Raw genomic sequence first — 16,492 nt, 5'->3', positions numbered from 1 at the left:
TGACTATTTTGTATTGTTCGACGGATTGCCTCCGTCGTCCTGGCGCTCCCGTGCAGAACCTGGCCCATAGCGCTTCCTTCCATTCAAGGGAAAAGATTGCACCATTAAAACCTGGGATCAAACATCTTACTCCTTACCTGCATGAGATAACGACGACGCTCGGGGGACAATCGGTCAGTCATGGTCCTGGTTACGTGTCTGTGCGGATGAAGGTTTGTGCGCTTTCCGCTCATTGGACGCGGATAGAGGACGGTCAACATAGCTATTCGTCGTGATGTTCAGCATCCAGCGACTAAGGCTTGCGTCCTGCACGGCCACCACCTTGTCCGTGTGCCGGTAGATGTAGGCCGCCAGTTTCTCTATCTGCTCGGCCTTGATGCTGGCAGGCTTGCCCTCGTTCAGTCGCTTGGCGATCTGGTTCAGGTTCCGGCCGATGGCCCGGAGCTGGTAGGACGATTCCCATAGGGCTTTCGTCGTCTCCATCGTGAACTGCGGTTCGTGCGTCAGGCTCGCACGCACGCAGTTGATAACCCAACGTTGTGGCGAACAGCCCTCGGCCTCGGAACGGGCCGTGATGCACTGGAACTCGGTCGGCGTGAAGCGGACTTCGAGACGTTCTTTCGGCCCTTCGTCCGGCTCGCCTTCGGTTTGCGCAGCAATCCAGCGGCGAACCTCGAGCGGCATGTCATCCTGGATCATGTAGCGCATCAGCGCCCGCAGGATCGCGGGCGACTTCTTCTTGTTGCGCTCGCAATAGGTGGCCCACTGCTCGCGCAGATCATCAGGCAACCGTAGGGGGTAGATATAGCTACCTCTGGTTGCCCCAATCTCGGGATTGCGCGGCATAGGCGTCTCCAGGAAGGGGGAGTAAATGTGTTGTTCAGACGTAGTGTAATACACTTTGCCGGCGTCAGCCTATCCTGCACTAGCCCACACTCCCCCTCGTTTTTTCGTCATGACGAAGAAATTCTTGGCCATGACCAAGAACATCCAGACAGATGGAGACATGGGTTCGCCGTGCATCGGGCGGCCAGTCCTTGCTGGGCGAGGGTTACTTTCAAGTGACTGTTGCCTTCGGGCGTGGTGCCGCTGTTTGCAATACAAGCCATTCACTTGCAGATCAGCACGCTGCCCCTTCGCCCTGCGGGCGTGGTGGAGAAAGGCGGCTTCGCCGCCGCAGCCTTCGGGGGAAGGAATACCAGGCTCGGCATCAGTCGGCATAGGTGCCAAGAATTTCGTCATGACGAAATTTTCGAGATCGGGACTCAGACCTCCGCGCTGCTCTTGGTCACTGCCAGAGCCTTGTAGTCGTAGTAATCGTATTACTACGACTATTACTACCAATGCAGGGATGGTGACACGGTGCTGACCTGGCCGAGCTGCCGGCGTCACCAATACCCGACGCATGGTGACAGGCTCGCGCGATCGAGGAAGATCCACCGTCACCAAAAAGGAAGCCCCGCCGAGGCGGGGCCGTGGTGCGGATCAAGGGGCTTACCGCCGACGCAGCGCAAGCCGGACGTGACGCCAGAAGATGCGCCATTCCCCAGGCTGGCCGCCACCGAGCAGCAGCGCCCGGAACATGGCGAACGCCTCGCCCGGCCGCTTGCGGTACGCCTCGGCCATTGCTTCGTCGTGCGGTCTATCGCTCATTGGCTTTTCCGTTGCAGGTTGCCCAGGGTTGCCGCGTTGTATGCGGGCTGCCATCCACCGCCGCCGGCATTGGAAACGCTATTGCCTCGGAGCTTGTTCACGCCCGCTTTGCCAAGACCGTAGGCACCTTTGCCAAAGGCCAAGCCGGCCTTTGCCGTTTGCTGGACGCCGCGCCGGCCTTTGTCCAGGCTATCGGTCAGGCCGCGTGCCGTCATGACGGCCATCGAGATACCGCCAGCCAGGGCCGCAGCCATCGGCATGACACCCTTCACGATGCCATAGAGGATCGCCGCCACCACAAGCAGCTCCAGGGCCACCATGAGCATGTTTTGATCGGAGTCGATGACGACCTTCGATATTTCGTTGTCGTAGATCGTGACGCCGAGCGTCAATACGACCGCCGTCAGCGCAACAATCAGAACGTGGTTCAGCACGAAGCCCACCCAGGAATCGAAGAACTTCGCCGTGACCGGGAACATCAGGCACATGATGAATACCGGCCCAATGGCAAAGAGGATTTTCAGGTAGATGGTGGACATCAGGATTGCGATACCTCCGAACACCACGACCAGGGCAAAGCCGATGGCAAGAATCGCCATGATGACGTACCACATGAAGATCGTTCCCATCTCCCGCCAACTGGCCGCTTGCGCCTTTTCTCTGCACTGCATGATCAGCTCAAGTCCCTTGCTCAAACTGCTGTCCAGAGAAGCGTAGATCGAACCACCAGCCGAACCGGAGAAGGCGGACGTTAGCCCTTCTTCGATGCCCCGAAAGACTTCGACAACACCATTCAGGTACATATCGGCATTCAGTGCCATCGTCCCCACGATCATGACCTTGACCATCTTCAAAAGCCCCGTTTTGAAAGGCTCCTGAACTTGCCCGGTCATCATCATGTAGGCGTACAGGGTGATGTAGAGCGTCAGCGCACCGAGTGCCCAGGGATAGACCGTTGCAATGGTGTCGCTGGCCACGTTCGTGACAAAGGTCGTCGTGGCATTGTCCAGAGTGCCGCCGATGCCTTGGAAGACATTTGTTGTTGCTGGCATGGCTACTTGCCTCCCATCTTGACGCCCGTCATGGGCTGGACGCTGAGGCCGCGCCGCTTGCCCGCATCGGCAAGGCTTTCAGCGCGTTCCGCGTTGATGCAGTTCGGCGTTGCGGACAGTTCGCCAGGACTGGCCCGGCACTTCGCCAAACGGTCGGCCCGCTCGGTTGCGTGTTCCTTGTACCAATCGACCGACTGGACAGGTTCAGCCGGTTCCGTGCAGCCGGCCAGGACGGCCGCGAAGATCAAGGAGAGGGCGAGCTTTTTCATTTCCCTATCTCCCGCGCTTCGGCTTCGATGGTGCGACCGGCAGCTTGCCGGGCTTCATGTTGCTGCATGACTTTCAGCGCATGAGCTACCTCGGCCGCTTCGATGATTTGGCGAGAGGCGAGAAAGCGCAGCGTTGCTTCCCGGCGACCTGCATAGGTCGGTGTCAGGAACCTTTCCCGGCCATTGAAGTAGCCGATGGACAGGCTGGTGACAGCGCACGCGACCGCCAGGAGCATTGCTTGCCAGCTCATGAGTTGGCCTTGGCTGAACAGTGGCAAGGTGAAGCCGTACCAGTCGTGCGCGGCGAAATAGGCCACCATCAAGGCCGCATAGATGGACACGCCATCCATAGCGAACATATGCACTTCGCGGCCGATGGCTTCCTTCCACTTGCCGAAGCGGCGCACGTCGCGCCAGAAGCCGACAACCATTGCCGCGTACAGGCCCGCGAGTAGGCCGGAGAGAACGTAAATCATGACGGCCCCCTTATGGACGCAGCGAAAAGTTCATGGGCTTGACTTTGAGGCCGTCGCGCTTCGCGGCGTCCCGCACGTTCATTTCGTGCGCGCGCTGTTCCTGCAAGCGATCCTCGGCCGCCGCCACCATCGCGTACATCTGGAGCTTGGTCTGCTCGTTCTGAATCATGGCCTGCTCGGCCGCGATACGGCCTTGCAACTCGGCAATCGCCTTGGGGTCGGGCGTGTCGTTGATCTTCGCCATGAGCAGGTCGATTTGGTTCAGCCGTGACTTGGCCTTGTCGTAGGCGTCCAGGGCGAAAGCCTTGTCCTGGGCACCTTTGACGGCCTGGGTCTCGCACGCGGTGCGCTGGTCCGCGATCTTGAAATGGGCGCAGGCATCGAATGCCTTGGTGTCTTCATAGATCGACTGCGCCCGGCCGCTCAGGCCGGCATAGCCGCCCGTTTTCACGGCGTCATAGACGCCCTGCCAGTCGGCCGGCAGATACTCGCGCAGCGCCGGGTTGTTCAGGATGTTGCCGAGGCCGCGCGAGCCAGTCAGGGACTCGTACTGCTGCTTCATCTGGTTGATCTGGCTGGTCATCTGGTCGTACTGCATCTTCCATTTGGCGATGGTTTCGACCTGGGCGGCGATCTGCTGCGCGATGGAAGCGCCGTCGGTGACCGGGATTTGGGCCTTGGCCTCATGGTTGCCGAAGATCATCCAACCGGCTACGCCGAGGACGGCCAGGACTTTGATTGTGCTCATGTGATTGCCACTCCTTTTTGGTGAGAAGGAGGGGACGCTGGCCGTCTTTCCGACCTGTCTGCCGGCTCTTTCGAGCTACTGTTCCCGGCAGTCAGCCCTGCATTACTTGGGGCGGCACCCTGCCCGCATTGCACGGGCTTCGGGCTAATCACAACGGTCTTTCCGCGTCGTCAGGGCCGTCTTTTCCGGTTCCCACGGTCACGCCACTTTCGGCGGGTCAGATCGGCATCTTGATGCCTTCCCCGATCATCAGGCCCTTCTTTTCAGGCCAGCAGCCCGGTACGCCGAAGCGCTCTTGGGGCAAACAAGCGTCCCCCTTGGGGGATACGGTGACCGGGAACAACCCGGCCGATTTACCAATCGGTTCGATCAATACTGAATTCTTCGCTCAAATACGGAATATTCGCAAGCTCCTCCAAGGCTTGATCCACGGTTCTGAACCAGAGTTGACGTCCGTGGCCATCAACAACGCGCCTGAGGTCTCCGGCGTTCTCCACGTTCAAGGCGTATCCATGCCGCCGATTCGCTTTCAGGATCACGCGCACGAGCCCCGTTCGCTCCAAGCTGTCGCAGTAAGCATCCAGGTCTCCATAGCGCAAGGTCGTAGTTGGGCGACGGCTCTGCGGCCGGGTAGTCATTCGACGGTGGCCCCCTTTCTGCCCAGCATGGTCTGGATGCGCTCCAGGTGGTGACGAATGACCTCGGGCGAGGCTGTCTGAACCGATGTCTCGGCTGGTGCGCTCTGAATGCGCAATCTCTTTTCCTTCGCGGCAAGGCCGGCCGACGGTGCGAAACGTCCTCGATGAAAGCGATCCAGAACCGCGCGAAACCAGCGTTCAGGACTGGTCTTGATGCTCTGCGTTGCCATTACCCCGGCGAGTTCGTCTAGAAGCATCTGTGCATCATTGACATTGAGTCCATTCACCATAGGGGCGATGGCACTGCGCTCCCGCTCATTCAGGCGCGAAGGCCACACCAATGCGCCGCAGGCGCCTTTCTCCGCCTCGCCCGGTACGGGCGAAGGGGGCGGCGTGTGGATAACTTTCGCCGGTAGTTGTAGTGACGATTTATTGATGGTTCTAGTTGGTGGTTCATGGGGTGACGTAGCCCTGTCACCGGGGGGTGTCATCCGTGTCACCGGGGGCATGACGCCCGTGTCGCCCCCCGGTGCCAATCTGTCGGAGGGGGGTGACAATCTGTCGGGGGGAGAGGCGAGACTGAGGCTATAGACATTGGAAGACTGGCTTCCGTCCTTCCGATAGTTACGCTCGATGTGTAGGAACCCAGCCGCTTCCAGTTCCTTCAAGACGCGCTGTATCGTGCGCTCGGACGTGCAGCACTTTTCGGCGATGAAGCGCACACGCGGCCAGCACTGGCCGACCTCATCGGCCGCATCAGCTAGGGCCATCAGGATCAGCTTTGAATTGGGTGGTAGCCGCTGCTCCCACGCCCAGTTCATCGCCTTAATGCTCATTGCGCCAGCACTCCTTGCGCACTGCCATCGAGCGCGAGCGCGTCCTTCACTTGGAGGGTGCGGAAATACACGCGCCGGCCAACTCGCAGCATCGTGGGCTTGAGCTTGCGGGCAACGTCCGTGTTTGAGTACAGCGCGACTCGAATACCGTCTGGCGAGCGACCGAGCAATCCCGCCACATCGCCAAGACTCATGAGTGGGCCATACCGTTGAAGCAGATATTCTTCCGTTGTCATCAATACATCCACCGAAATAATGAGTAGATGGGCGTATTTTTTGACTGATATGGCTATTGGTCAAATTTAAGTCGTTGATTTTTAAAGCCAAAATTAGCTGTCTCGCCATACCAAAATGCACCATCCGCGATTACCAAAATAAGGTGTCTTGGTGTCGAGCATTTCGCGGATAGAAAAATATCTTTTCAAATCAAATAATTGCGCCAGCTATGGAAATAAGAAAATTCATTGAAATAATTCATGAATTTCCGGTCTTTTTCACCACCTGATCGAGCTTGCCTACCAAATCCTCCGCACGCAGGTGGGTGTAACGCTTGAGCATCTGCATCGACTTGTGGCCGCTGATGGCCGCGACCTCCTGGTCGGACAAGCCTGCTTCCACAAAGCGGCTGACGGCTTCGTGGCGCAGATCGTGAAAGCGGAAGTCCGGCACGCCGGCATCCTTCTTGATGCGCGTCCAGATCGGATTGAACTGGTAAGCCCGGCGCTTGTTGTCACGTCCAGGCTCACCGAAAAAGATCAGGTCGGTATCAATGGGGCGCACCGGGTTGTTCAGCGCCTCACGAAACAGCCGGGTTGCCTCAACCGTCAGGGGAACGGTACGCGACATCGTATTCTTCGTTTCCTGGAGGCGCACCACGCGCCGGTCAAGATCGACCTGGTTCCGGCGCAGGCCCGTAATCTCCGAAGAGCGCATTCCTGTTTCGAGCGCGATGCGCACGATCCAGCCGAGCATCGGGTTCGAGTGAGCATCGACCGCCGCCATCAGGCGGGTTTCTTCCTCTCGCGTGAGCCGTCGATCCCGTCCAGGGCTGGGCGCTGGACGGCGAATGCTTTGCACGGGGTTGTAGGTCAGGCCGATGCCCCATTCCTTGATCGCCACGTTGAACAGGTGGCCGAGTAATGCGAGATCGAGACGTACCGTGTTGGGCGAACGGGGCTTGGGGGCAGGCTTGCCCTTGGCGCCCTTGCGATCCAGGCCAGCGAGCCGGTCGTCGCGGTACTTGGCGATCAGCTCCGGTGTCAGCGCTGCCAGCGAATACTTGCCCAGGCTCTGCATCAACGGCTTCGCGTGTCTCGCGTCGCTGTCGGCCGATGCTGGGCGCTTGGTTGGGGAGACCTCGGATAGATAGCGCTTGAGCGCGTCCTCGATGGTCATGCGCTCGGACGGCGCACGTTGGATATAGACGCCGCGCACCATTTCGTCTTCGGTGCGCCGCGCCCAATCCTCGGCGTCGCGTTTGGTGCGGAAGGTCTTGGCTGTGGCCGGCCATCCCGTCTTGCGGATGAGCGCTTTCCACGTGCCTGAGGGTGTCTTGACGATGGTCGCCATTCGGTTGCTCCAGAACAGGGCTCGTGTACTGCCACTGTACCGAAACTGTACCGACGCGCCAGCGCAAGCAAAGATGGTGGGCCCAGCAGGACTTGAACCTGCAACCAACGGATTATGAGTCCGCTGCTCTAACCGATTGAGCTATAGGCCCTTTTTGCTTTTTTGATGGGGCGGAAGGGTGGCCGCCCCGCTCAATTCTGCCTCGCCGATCTGGCCTCGATCAGTGGATTATGAGTCCCCTGCTCTAACCAACTGAGCTAACGCCCCCCGTCACCCCACAGGCCGTTCCCATGGCGTAAAACGGCGCATTGTAAGCGCTAGCGCTGGTGGCTCAGGGCATTGCTCACCAGCTTGGACGTGATGTCGACGATCTGGATCATCCTGTCGTAGTGCATCCGCGTGGGGCCGATCACGCCCAGGGTACCGACGACCTGCCCGTCCACCTCGTAGGGGGCGCTGACGACCGACAGCTCCTCGATCGGCACGACCTGGCTTTCGCCGCCGATGAAGATGCGCACGCCTTCGGCCTGGCTGGAAAAGTCCAGCAGGCGCAGAATTTGCGTCTTTTGCTCGAACAGGTCAAAGGCGCGGCGCAGGTTGTGCATGTCGTGGGAGAAGTCGCTCACGGCCAGCAGATTGCTCTGCCCGGCAATGACCACCTGCTCTTCCTGCGCCGTGGGGCTGAGGGCTTCGGCACTCAGTTGCACTGCTGCCTGCATCAGGTCGGCCACCTGGCCGCGCAGTTGCTCGACTTCGGTGCGCAGGCGCTCGCGCACCTGTTCAATGTCCATACCGGCATAGTGCGCGTTCAGGTAATTGGCGGCCTGAACGAGCTGGCTGCCGTCCAGTTCGCTGTCGGTGAACATGACGCGGTTCTGCACGTCGCCATCGGGGGCAACGATGATGACCAGCACCCGGCGCTCGGAGAGTTTGATGAACTCGATCTGCTTGAACACCGAACTGCGCTTGGGCGCCATGACCACGCCGACGAATTGCGACAGGCTGGACAGCAGGTTGGCGGCGTTGGCAATGACTTTCTGCGGCTGTTCGGCCAGCAGCTCGGGGGCGACGAAATCGCTGCGCCGGGCGGTGAGCATGGTGTCCACGAACAGGCGGTAGCCGCGTGCCGTGGGGATGCGCCCGGCGGAGGTGTGCGGGCTGGCGATCAGGCCCAGTTCTTCCAGGTCGGCCATGACGTTGCGAATCGTCGCTGGCGACAATTCCAGCCCGGAAGAACGCGACAACGTGCGCGAACCGACGGGCTGGCCGTCAGCGATATAGCGCTCCACCAGCACCTTGAGCAACAACTTGGCACGATCATCCAGCATCGCGCAATTTTAATATGATGTAATTTCTGGTTATGAGTCCCAAGTTCCGCCACGTCGCCCTGATTGGCAAGTACCACCAACTGTCGGGTTACAGCGCCCCGGCCAACCCGGCGCACCAGCCCTTGGCCGAGATTGCCGAGTTCCTGCACGCCAAGGGCTGCGAGGTGGTGATCGAGGCGGACACGGCCATCCACACCGGGCTGCACCAGCGCTTTCCGACGCTGACGGTGGACGAGCTGGGCCAGCACTGCGCGATGGCGGTGGTGGTGGGCGGCGATGGCACCATGCTGGGCATCAGTCGCCATCTGGCCAAGTACGGCACGGCGCTGGTGGGCATCAACCAGGGGCGGCTGGGCTTTGTCACCGACATTCCCTTGAGCAGCTACCGCGAAACCCTGTTCCCCATTTTGCTGGGCGAATACGACGAGGACGTTCGTCCGCTGATGCACGCCCGCGTGGTGCGTGAAGAAAACTGTGTGTTCGAAGCCCTGGCGGTGAACGACGTGGTCGTCAATCGCGGTGCCACGGCGGGGATGCTGGAGCTGCGCGTGGAGGTGGACGGGCGCTTCTTGTCCAACCAGCGGGCCGACGGCCTGATCGTCGCCACGCCCACCGGCTCGACCGCGTATGCCCTCTCGGCGGGCGGGCCGATGATGCACCCCAGCACCCCGGCCTGGGTGATTGCGCCGATTGCGCCGCACATGCTCTCCAACCGGCCCATCGTCATCCCCGACAGCGGGGAGGTCATGCTGCAGGTGATCGGCGGACGGGATGTCAGCGCCAACTTCGACATGCAGTCGCTCTCCACCATCCTGCATGGCGACCGCATCTACGTGCGCCGCTCCGAGCACAGCGTGCGCTTTCTGCACCCCCAGGGCTGGAATTACTTTGCCACCCTGCGCAAGAAACTCGGCTGGAACGAAAGAGGCTACCGGCCATGACGCTCAGGCGCATCACGCTGCGTGACTTTGTCATCGTGCAGGCGCTGGAGCTGGATTTTGCCCCCGGCTTCACCGCGCTGACGGGGGAGACGGGCGCGGGCAAATCCATCTTGCTCGATGCCCTGCAACTGGCCCTGGGCGCCCGCGCCGACGCCAGCGTGGTGCGCGAGGGGGCGGCGGATGCCGACATCTGTGCCCGGTTTCAGGCACCGGCCAGCATCGGTGCGTGGCTGCAATCCCAGGGCTTCAAAAACGCGGCCACCCTGGAACTGCGCCGCCAGATCGACGCCCAGGGCCGCAGCCGGGCCTGGATCAATGGCAAGACCGCCACCGCCACGCAGTTGCGCCAGGTGGGCGAGCAACTGGTGAACATCCACGGCCAGCACGCCTGGCAAAACCTGATGCACGCCGACAGCGTGCGCAGCCTGCTCGATGCCTACGCCGGCATCTCCACCGCCGAACTGCGCCGGCTGTGGCAGCACTGGCGCGAGGCCACCGCCCAGTGGCACGCCGCCGAGCAGCGCCAGACGCAACTCCAGCAGGAACGCGAACGCCTGCAATGGCAGATCGACGAGCTGGAAAAACTGGCCCCCGCCGCCGATGAGTGGGCCGACCTCAACACCCAGCACACCCGCCTGGCCCACGCCCAAACCCTGCTGGAAGCGGCGCAACGCGCCCTGGCCGCCCTGGGCGATGAAGACACCGGGGCCGAGCGCCCCCTGGCCTATGCCAGCAGCCAGCTGGAGGCCCAGGCCCACCTGGAACCGGGCTTTGCCGACATCGGCGCCACCTTGCAATCCTGCCTGGCGCAACTGGACGACGCCCGGCACAGCCTGCAACGCTACCTGGAGCGTGCCGACCTCGACCCCGAACGCCTCGCGGCGCTGGACGAACGCCTGGGCCTGTGGCTGCAACTGGCCCGCCGCCATAAGCATCCGCCCCAGGACTTGCCCCAGCTTTTAAGCCACTGGCATACGCAGCTTGCCGCCCTGGACGCTGCCGCCGACCTGCCCGCCCTGGCCCACGCCGTGGCCCGGGCGCTGGAGCGCTACCGCAGCGCCGCCCAGGCCATTTCGGCCCAGCGCCACCACGCCGCCACGCAGCTGGCACAGGCCATCACCGCCGCAATGCAGGAATTGGGGATGCAGGGCGGCAGCTTCACCGCGCAGGTGCTGCCGCTGGCCGAACCCGGCGCCCACGGCCTGGACGAGGTGCAGTTTCTGGTCGCCGGCCACCCCGGCGCCACGCCCCGGCCCATCGGCAAGGTCGCCTCCGGCGGGGAGCTGTCACGCATCTCGCTGGCGCTGGCCGTGGCCACCAGCGCCCAGGGCAGCGCCGGCACCCTGATTTTTGACGAGGTGGACGCGGGCATTGGCGGCGCGGTGGCGCAAACCGTCGGTGCGCTCATGCAGCGCCTGGGCACCAACCGCCAGGTGCTGGCCGTCACCCACCTGCCGCAAGTGGCCGCCTTTGCCCACCAGCATTACGTGGTGCACAAGCAGCGGCGCAAAACCGGCACCACCAGCCAGGTACTGGCCACCGATGCGCAGCAGCGCGAGCAGGAAATCGCCCGGATGCTGGGCGGCCAGACCATCTCCGACACCACCCTGGCCCACGCCCGCGAAATGCTGGCCCAGGCCCAAGCCACCCGAGGAGCTGCACCATGACGCTGGAAGTGGTTTTGATCACCGGCCTGTCCGGCTCGGGCAAGTCGATTGCCCTCAAAGCGCTGGAGGATGTCGGCTACTACTGCGTCGACAACCTGCCGCCGGAGCTGCTGCCCGCCTTCGTGCGCCTGCAGCACGCCCACCACGGCAAGCGCGTGGCCATTGCCATCGACGCCCGCAGCGCCGCCAGCCTGCCGCACCTGCCGAAAAAGCTGCGCCAGCTCCAGCACCTGCGCAGCCAGGGGGTGCAATTGCACATCCTGTTCCTGGACGCGAACACGCCCACGCTGGTGCGGCGGTTTTCCGAAACGCGCCGCCGCCACCCGCTCTCGCCCACCGACGTGCCCGATGGCGGCGCCCTGGCCCAGGTCATCGAGCACGAGCGCGAACTGCTCGGCCCGCTGCGCGAGCACGCCCACCTGATCGACACCAGCAATATCCGCGGCCCGCAGCTGCAAAGCTACGTCAAGGGGCTGATCCAGGCCCCGGCCAACCAGCTCACGCTGATTTTTCAGTCCTTCGGCTTCAAGCACGGCCTGCCGCTGGATGCGGACTACGTGTTCGACGTGCGCATGTTGCCCAACCCGTACTACGACCCCCTCCTGCGCCCCCTGACCGGCAAGGACGCGCCGGTGCAGCAATTCCTGCGCCAGCAGGCCGACGTGCAGGTGATGCAGACGCATATCCGGCAATTCGTCACCCACTGGCTGCCGGCGCTGCAGGCCAACCACCGCAGCTACGTCACCGTGGCCATCGGCTGCACCGGGGGGCAGCACCGCTCGGTCTTCCTGACCGAACAACTGGCGGCGCATTTCCGTGGGCAGTGGAGCACCTTGCTGCGCCATCGGGAGATGGATGCGCGAGCTTTACAAAAATAAGAGCTGCTTCCGCTTGAAAACAAAGGGATTCAGGTAGTTTTATACCTGAATCCCTTTGTTTATCAGTGGAAAAAGCTACTTTTATCTTCAACCGTAGCGCAGGCTAAGCCTCGATCTCCCGCACGTACTGGAGCAACTCGGCAATCGCCAGCACCGGCAGGCCATGCCGGGCAGCGTAGGCGAAGACATCGCCGCCGCGCATCATGCTGCCGTCCGGGTGCATCAGCTCGCACAGCACGCCCATCGGGCGCAGCCCGGCCAGGCGGGCCAGGCAGACCGAGCCTTCGGTATGCCCCTGCCGCGCCGCCAGCCCGCCGGGGTGCGCCCGCAGGGGAAAGACGTGGCCGGGCCGCACCAGGTCGTCCGGCCGGGCCTCGGGGGCGATGGCGGCCTGGATGGTCGTCAGCCGGTCACGGGCGCTGACGCCGGTGGTGACGCCGTGGCGGGCCTCGATGGTCACGGTAAACGCCGTGCCGTAGGGGCTGCCGTTGTGCGCCACCATTTGCGGCAGGTCGAGGCGCTGCAGGGTGTCGTCGGTCAGGCACAGGCAGACGATGCCGCTGCCGTCGCGGATCATTTGCGCCATGCCACGCTCGGTCAGGCGCTCGGCGGCGAAGATGAGGTCGGCCTCGTTCTCGCGGTCATAGTCGTCCATCAGCACGACGGGCACACCTTCGCGCACGGCCTGCAGGGCTGCCTGCACGCGCTGGCGCAGCGCCTCGGGGGTGGAGGAAATTTCAGGAAAATCCGGCGCAGTGCGCTCGGCAACGGGGGATGAAAACATAGGGAAACGCTCCTCGGTAGAACAAGTGGAGAAGACGTTTTCGGGGCACGCAGCAGCGGTTGCTGCGCCCCGTCGTCCAGGGCGCAGCAACGCGCGGCGCATCTTCTTGCATCCGGACTGTGACCGTCGGCTCTGGAGTGGTGCCAGATCTGCTGACCCCATGGCCGCCTGCTGAATCAACAGCCGCTCGCCATGGGCGCTCGCGGGCTTGCGAAGACCCTGTGGCATTGCGCCACAGCCTCGCCTACCGCCGGTGGGGAATTTCGCCCCGCCCTGAAGACGCTGGTGTTGGCCGGGGCCAACGGGCGGATTGTAAAACCGGCGCCATGAATGAAAAGGGTAGCTTCTCCCACTGACACAATAACGATTCAAGATAAAAATAGCCTTGAAATCTTTATTTAACCAGCGGAAACAGCTCCTCAAAAGAAAGCATCAGCTTGCGCACCGGCGCAGGCAGCCCCAGGGCCAGCGCCTGCGGCCCGGTACACCAGGCCCCGGCGGCAGGGTGGATGTCGGGCACCGCGCAGCCGTCCGTGGCCGGTGCCAGTTGCACCACCACCGGGTGCAGGAACAGGTCGCGGTGCGTGAGCACATGCAGCACCACGGGCAAATCGTGGCGCTGCTGCGCTGGCGATGCCTGCGATGCCTGCGGCAAGGCGGCCAGCATCCGGGCCAGATCGGCCTCGCCGGGGTACACCAAGGGGCTGAACAAACCGGCCCAGATCGCATTGGCGCCGCCTTGCGCCGGGCGGCGTTCCAGCCAGTAGCGCCCCTGCGCATCGCGCAGAAACAGCAGCCACCACGCCTGGCTGCTGCGGCGCAGCTTGCGGGTCTTGACGGGATAGTCCTGCGGATTGCCCGCCTGCTGCGCCCGGCACTGCCATTGCAGCGGGCACTGCCGGCACACCGGCTGGCGCGGCGTACACACCGTGGCGCCCAGATCCATCAGCGCCTGGGTGTAGCGCGGCATGTCGGCACCCGCCTCGGGCAACAGTTGCTCGGCCAGCGCCCACAGCGCTTTTTCCTGCTGCGCCTGGGCCAAGTCGCCGGAAAACGCCAGCACGCGGGTGAGCACCCGCTTGACGTTGGCGTCCAGAATCGCCGCCCGCTCCTGAAAGCAGAACGCCGCAATCGCCGCCGCCGTGGTGCGGCCAATGCCCGGCAGGGAGGCCAGCGTGGCGGCATTGCGCGGGAACTGGCCGCCATGCTCGGCCATGACGGCCTGGGCACAGCGGTGCAGATTGCGGGCGCGGCTGTAGTAGCCCAGGCCGCTCCACAGCGCCATGACCTGATCGGCGGGCGCAGCGGCCAGGCTGGCCACGTCGGGCAGCGCCTGGATGAAGCGCTGATAGTAGTCCAGCACGGTCGTCACCTGGGTTTGCTGCAGCATGATTTCCGACAGCCAGACGCGGTACGGATCCTGCGTATGCTGCCAGGGCAGGTGGTTGCGGCCATGGCGGACCTGCCAGTCGATCAGGGGTGGGGCAATGGCGGGCAGCCGGGCCGAAGCAGAAGAAGAGGAAGGAGCAGGCATGAACGAGCGACCGCGCCGCCCCGTCCACAAGGCCGGGCCGGCGGGCCGGAAGGCAAAGCCCGGCAGTGTAGCGGCGCAGCGCGTTATTGCTGGAGCGGTTCCGTGTCGCCTGCCGCGTCGACAGGAATCACTGCGGGAGTGACCGCACAGGCCGCGCCCTCCAGCACGGGCAGGTGCAGCAATTGCTCGCACCGGGTGTGCAGTTGCTGGTCGAGCTGCTGCAGCAGGCTTTCGGCGCTTTCCACCTGGGCAATGTGCTCCATCAGCCCGCTGGCAGCGTGCTGGATGCGGTCGACGGCCTCGATGCGCCGGGCAAAGCTGCGCTTGCGCTCCTTGAGCTGGGCATCGAGCTGGGCCGTGGCCGCCTTGCTCCACAAATCCAGGTCGTTGGCGGCGTTTTCAAAAATGGAGCGCAGGCGCATTCCCAGCGCCTTGATCAGGCGCTCGCCAAACAGCGGGTTGGCCAGCTTGAGCACGTTGCCAAAACCCAGGTACTGCAGATAGCTTTGCTCCAGCTGGCCCAGCGCCTGCTCGAAGTCGTGCAGCTGCAAAGGCTCCGGCGACAGCAGGGAAAAGCCGAATTCCGCGTTCAGGTCCTTGAAGCTGGCGCCCAGCATGGCCTGCACCTCGGCGGCAGCGGCGCGTACCTTGTCGCCCAGCTCGCGCAGGCGCTCGAAGGTGGAGGCGTAGACCTTGCGCACGCCCAGCTTCAGCCCGGAATGCTCCAGCGCCTGGGCCAGCTGTTCCAGCTCGCGGCGCTGCGAGGTCGCGCCCAGGTGCTGGAAGGCCTGGTTCATCAGGCGCAGGTGCACGGTGCGCAGCGCCAGGATGCGCGTGCTGCTGGAATCGAAGCTGCGCTGTTCCTGCTCGATGCGCTGGCGCATGCTGTCGATCACCGTGGCGTTCTTGCCGCGCAGGCTGCGCAGCTCCAGCATCTGCTCGTCCAGATCGCGGCGGCGGATTTGAATCGCCCGGCGCACCTGGGTCTGCATCTGCCGCACGCCGCCGGTGACGGCGGACAGCAGAATGCTCTGCCGGTGCGCCAGGATGCCCTGGGCCAGGGCGTCCTCGAACGCGGGCAGGCCGCTCTCGGCCAGCAGATCGGGGCGCTGCTCGATCTTGGCCTGCAGCCCTTTCTGCGCCGACAGCGGCAGGATGCGCTGGGGCGAGATGTTCAGCATCTGCGCACTTTGCTGGCGCTGGCGTTCCAGTTGCACCTGCACCTGCGCGGCGCTGTCGATGCCGTTCCACAGCGCATCGATCTTGTTCAGTACCACCAGATGCGATTCGCCCTCGCGGTGGCTGGGCAGCAGGTGTTCGCGCCAGATGGCCAGGTCGGACTTGGTCACGCCCGTATCGGCCCCCAGCAGAAACACCACGGCATGTGCCAGGGCGATCTGATTGACCGTCAGCTCCGGCTCCGCACCCACGGCGTTCAGGCCCGGCGTGTCCAGAATCACCAGCCCCTGCTTGAGCAAGGGATGCGCCATGTTCACCAGGGCGTGGCGCCAGCGCGGCACCTCGACCAGCCCCCGGTCATCGACCATGGGGTTGTCCTGGGGCAGGGCATCGTTCCAGAAGCCCAGGGTGCGGGCTTCGTCCACCGTCACGGTGCGCGTTTCGGCGACCTTGGCAATCTGCGCGGCCAATTGATCGGGGTCATCCACATCCAGCGGCAGCTGCACCCAGGTGGACGGGCGGCTGCGCCATTGGGCCAGGCTGTAGGTCTGCTCGCGCGTCTCGATCGGCAGCAGGCGCATGCAGGCCGGCAGTGCCGGGTCATAGCCCAGCTCGGTCGGGCACATGGTGGTGCGCCCGGGCGAGGCGGGCATGATGCGCCGCCCATAGTGGGCGAAGAAGATGGCGTTGATCAGCTCCGACTTGCCGCGCGAGAACTCGGCTACGAAGGCCACGCACACCTTGTCGTCACGCAACTGCGCTTCCAGGCGCTGCAGATGGTCTTGCACTGCGGCATCCAGCAGCTCCTGCTCGCCCAACCAGCTGCGGAACTCGGCCAATTGGCTGGCAAACCCCTTGCGCCACACCCCCAGCTGGTCAAACTGCTCGTTAAATGATGGGCCCACCTGTTTTCTCCCGAAATGTGGATATTTGTGCGCAA

17 protein-coding genes, 1 tRNA gene and 1 riboswitch are annotated in these 16,492 nt (G+C 63.4%); of the genes, 3 read left to right on the top strand and 15 right to left on the bottom strand.

Annotation, left to right across the window (positions count from 1 at the left end):
* Positions 1-174: 174 nt before the first annotated feature.
* From ACFO3A_RS08860 to hrcA, 12 genes are all read right to left on the bottom strand, one after another.
* Positions 175-846, bottom strand: a complete 672-nt coding sequence (locus ACFO3A_RS08860) for a plasmid mobilization protein (RefSeq protein WP_377725733.1) — start codon at positions 844-846, stop codon at positions 175-177.
* A gap of 648 nt (positions 847-1,494) precedes the next feature.
* The gene (locus tag ACFO3A_RS08855; RefSeq protein WP_377725732.1) at positions 1,495-1,653 is read right to left on the bottom strand and encodes a hypothetical protein; all 159 of its coding nucleotides are present in this window, start codon (positions 1,651-1,653) and stop codon (positions 1,495-1,497) included.
* Positions 1,650-2,705, bottom strand: a complete 1,056-nt coding sequence (locus tag ACFO3A_RS08850; RefSeq protein WP_377725730.1) for a TrbL/VirB6 family protein — start codon at positions 2,703-2,705, stop codon at positions 1,650-1,652. The genes ACFO3A_RS08855 and ACFO3A_RS08850 overlap by 4 nt, the downstream gene beginning before the upstream one ends.
* A gap of 2 nt (positions 2,706-2,707) precedes the next feature.
* Positions 2,708-2,974: an EexN family lipoprotein gene (locus ACFO3A_RS08845; protein WP_377725728.1), complete on the bottom strand. Its 267-nt coding sequence runs from the start codon at positions 2,972-2,974 to the stop codon at positions 2,708-2,710.
* Positions 2,971-3,450 (bottom strand): hypothetical protein, encoded by a 480-nt coding sequence (locus ACFO3A_RS08840; RefSeq protein ID WP_377725727.1) that lies wholly within the window; start codon positions 3,448-3,450, stop codon positions 2,971-2,973. Before ACFO3A_RS08840 ends, ACFO3A_RS08845 begins: the two co-directional genes overlap by 4 nt.
* A gap of 10 nt (positions 3,451-3,460) precedes the next feature.
* Positions 3,461-4,198 carry a P-type DNA transfer protein VirB5 gene (gene virB5 / locus ACFO3A_RS08835; RefSeq protein ID WP_377725725.1) on the bottom strand — a complete coding sequence of 246 codons (738 nt, stop codon included), beginning with the start codon at positions 4,196-4,198 and terminating at the stop codon, positions 3,461-3,463.
* Between the two features lie 217 nt (positions 4,199-4,415).
* Positions 4,416-4,571 (bottom strand): hypothetical protein, encoded by a 156-nt coding sequence (locus ACFO3A_RS08830; protein WP_377725723.1) that lies wholly within the window; start codon positions 4,569-4,571, stop codon positions 4,416-4,418.
* Between the two features lie 261 nt (positions 4,572-4,832).
* Positions 4,833-5,672, bottom strand: a complete 840-nt coding sequence (locus ACFO3A_RS08825; RefSeq protein WP_377725722.1) for a helix-turn-helix domain-containing protein — start codon at positions 5,670-5,672, stop codon at positions 4,833-4,835.
* Positions 5,669-5,908 (bottom strand): plasmid-related protein, encoded by a 240-nt coding sequence (locus ACFO3A_RS08820; RefSeq protein WP_240113075.1) that lies wholly within the window; start codon positions 5,906-5,908, stop codon positions 5,669-5,671. The genes ACFO3A_RS08825 and ACFO3A_RS08820 overlap by 4 nt, the downstream gene beginning before the upstream one ends.
* A 238-nt stretch (positions 5,909-6,146) precedes the next feature.
* Positions 6,147-7,241 carry an integrase gene (locus ACFO3A_RS08815; RefSeq protein WP_377725720.1) on the bottom strand — a complete coding sequence of 365 codons (1,095 nt, stop codon included), beginning with the start codon at positions 7,239-7,241 and terminating at the stop codon, positions 6,147-6,149.
* 74 nt (positions 7,242-7,315) lie between these two features.
* A tRNA-Ile gene (locus ACFO3A_RS08810) sits at positions 7,316-7,392 on the bottom strand.
* A 166-nt stretch (positions 7,393-7,558) separates the two neighbouring features.
* Complete coding sequence (hrcA, locus tag ACFO3A_RS08805; protein WP_377725718.1) at positions 7,559-8,569, bottom strand: heat-inducible transcriptional repressor HrcA; 1,011 nt, start codon at positions 8,567-8,569, stop codon at positions 7,559-7,561.
* Between the two features lie 32 nt (positions 8,570-8,601).
* On the opposite strand from hrcA, the gene ACFO3A_RS08800 reads away from it, so the two are divergent.
* From ACFO3A_RS08800 to rapZ, 3 genes are read left to right on the top strand one after another with little or no spacing between them, the layout of a single operon-like run.
* Entirely contained in the window at positions 8,602-9,510 is a 909-nt protein-coding gene (locus ACFO3A_RS08800) for an NAD kinase (RefSeq protein WP_377725717.1), read from the top strand.
* Positions 9,507-11,177 (top strand): DNA repair protein RecN, encoded by a 1,671-nt coding sequence (gene recN / locus ACFO3A_RS08795; protein WP_377725715.1) that lies wholly within the window; start codon positions 9,507-9,509, stop codon positions 11,175-11,177. The genes ACFO3A_RS08800 and recN overlap by 4 nt, the downstream gene beginning before the upstream one ends.
* Entirely contained in the window at positions 11,174-12,055 is an 882-nt protein-coding gene (gene rapZ, locus ACFO3A_RS08790; RefSeq protein WP_377725712.1) for an RNase adapter RapZ, read from the top strand. Before recN ends, rapZ begins: the two co-directional genes overlap by 4 nt.
* Positions 12,056-12,158: 103 nt before the next feature.
* On the opposite strand, the gene ribB is transcribed toward rapZ, so the two are convergent.
* The 3 genes from ribB to ACFO3A_RS08775 all read right to left on the bottom strand — a co-directional run bounded on the left by ribB (position 12,159) and on the right by ACFO3A_RS08775 (position 16,457).
* Positions 12,159-12,839 (bottom strand): 3,4-dihydroxy-2-butanone-4-phosphate synthase, encoded by a 681-nt coding sequence (ribB, locus tag ACFO3A_RS08785; protein ID WP_377725710.1) that lies wholly within the window; start codon positions 12,837-12,839, stop codon positions 12,159-12,161.
* A gap of 96 nt (positions 12,840-12,935) precedes the next feature.
* A riboswitch (FMN riboswitch) is annotated at positions 12,936-13,124 on the bottom strand.
* A 109-nt stretch (positions 13,125-13,233) separates the two neighbouring features.
* Positions 13,234-14,373 carry an A/G-specific adenine glycosylase gene (gene mutY, locus ACFO3A_RS08780; RefSeq protein WP_377725709.1) on the bottom strand — a complete coding sequence of 380 codons (1,140 nt, stop codon included), beginning with the start codon at positions 14,371-14,373 and terminating at the stop codon, positions 13,234-13,236.
* Between the two features lie 83 nt (positions 14,374-14,456).
* Positions 14,457-16,457, bottom strand: a complete 2,001-nt coding sequence (locus tag ACFO3A_RS08775; RefSeq protein WP_377725707.1) for a dynamin family protein — start codon at positions 16,455-16,457, stop codon at positions 14,457-14,459.
* Positions 16,458-16,492 lie beyond the last annotated feature (35 nt).

The sequence above is a fragment of the Comamonas nitrativorans genome (assembly GCF_042654765.1).
Lineage (GTDB): Bacteria > Pseudomonadota > Gammaproteobacteria > Burkholderiales > Burkholderiaceae_C > Comamonas > Comamonas nitrativorans.
Note: the sequence above shows the minus strand (reverse complement) of the source record. Positions and strands in the feature narration are given on the sequence as shown.

Excerpts from the sequence above, each read along its gene's own strand:
- ACFO3A_RS08860 (WP_377725733.1), bottom strand. The coding sequence starts at position 846 with ATGCCGCGCAATCCCGAGATTGGGGCAACCAGAGGTAGCTATATCTAC.
- ACFO3A_RS08855 (WP_377725732.1), bottom strand. The coding sequence starts at position 1,653 with ATGAGCGATAGACCGCACGACGAAGCAATGGCCGAGGCGTACCGCAAG.
- ACFO3A_RS08850 (WP_377725730.1), bottom strand. The coding sequence starts at position 2,705 with ATGCCAGCAACAACAAATGTCTTCCAAGGCATCGGCGGCACTCTGGAC.
- ACFO3A_RS08845 (WP_377725728.1), bottom strand. The coding sequence starts at position 2,974 with ATGAAAAAGCTCGCCCTCTCCTTGATCTTCGCGGCCGTCCTGGCCGGC.
- ACFO3A_RS08840 (WP_377725727.1), bottom strand. The coding sequence starts at position 3,450 with ATGATTTACGTTCTCTCCGGCCTACTCGCGGGCCTGTACGCGGCAATG.
- virB5 (WP_377725725.1), bottom strand. The coding sequence starts at position 4,198 with ATGAGCACAATCAAAGTCCTGGCCGTCCTCGGCGTAGCCGGTTGGATG.
- ACFO3A_RS08825 (WP_377725722.1), bottom strand. The coding sequence starts at position 5,672 with ATGAGCATTAAGGCGATGAACTGGGCGTGGGAGCAGCGGCTACCACCC.
- ACFO3A_RS08820 (WP_240113075.1), bottom strand. The coding sequence starts at position 5,908 with ATGACAACGGAAGAATATCTGCTTCAACGGTATGGCCCACTCATGAGT.
- ACFO3A_RS08815 (WP_377725720.1), bottom strand. The coding sequence starts at position 7,241 with ATGGCGACCATCGTCAAGACACCCTCAGGCACGTGGAAAGCGCTCATC.
- hrcA (WP_377725718.1), bottom strand. The coding sequence starts at position 8,569 with ATGCTGGATGATCGTGCCAAGTTGTTGCTCAAGGTGCTGGTGGAGCGC.
- ACFO3A_RS08800 (WP_377725717.1), top strand. The coding sequence starts at position 8,602 with ATGAGTCCCAAGTTCCGCCACGTCGCCCTGATTGGCAAGTACCACCAA.
- recN (WP_377725715.1), top strand. The coding sequence starts at position 9,507 with ATGACGCTCAGGCGCATCACGCTGCGTGACTTTGTCATCGTGCAGGCG.
- rapZ (WP_377725712.1), top strand. The coding sequence starts at position 11,174 with ATGACGCTGGAAGTGGTTTTGATCACCGGCCTGTCCGGCTCGGGCAAG.
- ribB (WP_377725710.1), bottom strand. The coding sequence starts at position 12,839 with ATGTTTTCATCCCCCGTTGCCGAGCGCACTGCGCCGGATTTTCCTGAA.
- mutY (WP_377725709.1), bottom strand. The coding sequence starts at position 14,373 with ATGCCTGCTCCTTCCTCTTCTTCTGCTTCGGCCCGGCTGCCCGCCATT.